At 45.9% G+C, this 551-nt stretch carries 1 protein-coding gene; it reads left to right on the forward strand.

Features of this window, described 5'->3' with window-relative positions; genetic code table 11:
- Positions 1-72: 72 nt before the first annotated feature.
- Positions 73-551: phage terminase large subunit (locus ACFINI_RS10150; protein ID WP_375648062.1), on the forward strand; the 479-nt coding region annotated here is incomplete at its 3' end.

A 551-nucleotide genomic window follows, 5' to 3' on the forward strand; every position in this document is an offset into this window, starting at 1 on the left:
CTTTACAGGTAACAGGTGAAGATGGGGGAGCCATTAAGGTGATAACGCGTGTAGAAATCGCGCCTTTGGTCAATGACGACACGACAGATTAATATTGTTCCAAAGCTTATACCGATTTTTACAGATAAGGCTTTGGTGCGTGCTGCTTGGGGTGGACGAGGGTCTGGAAAGACAAGATCATTTGCCTTGATGGCTGCTTTAAAAGGCTATCAATTTGGTATGCAAGGGATATCGGGCACTATACTTTGTGCACGTCAGTTTCAGAATTCTTTGGCAGAAAGTTCATTGGAGGAGATTAAACGCGTCATTGAAGCGCACGACTTTTTAAAGGACTATTACAAGGTTGGGGAGTCGTCGATTAAGTCGATAGATGGTCGTATAGCCTTTCAGTTTTCTGGTCTGGACCGCAATATAGCCAGTATCAAGTCTATGGGGCGTATTTTGCTTTGTTGGGTTGATGAGGCAGAGCCCGTTACAGAGACGGCTTGGCAAACGCTTATACCGACTTTGCGAGAAGAAGGAGAGGGATGGCGGGCAGAATTATGGGTGAC

The organism is Bartonella sp. AA56HLJMS (assembly GCF_042197145.1).
In the GTDB taxonomy this organism is placed as follows: Bacteria; Pseudomonadota; Alphaproteobacteria; order Rhizobiales; family Rhizobiaceae; genus Bartonella.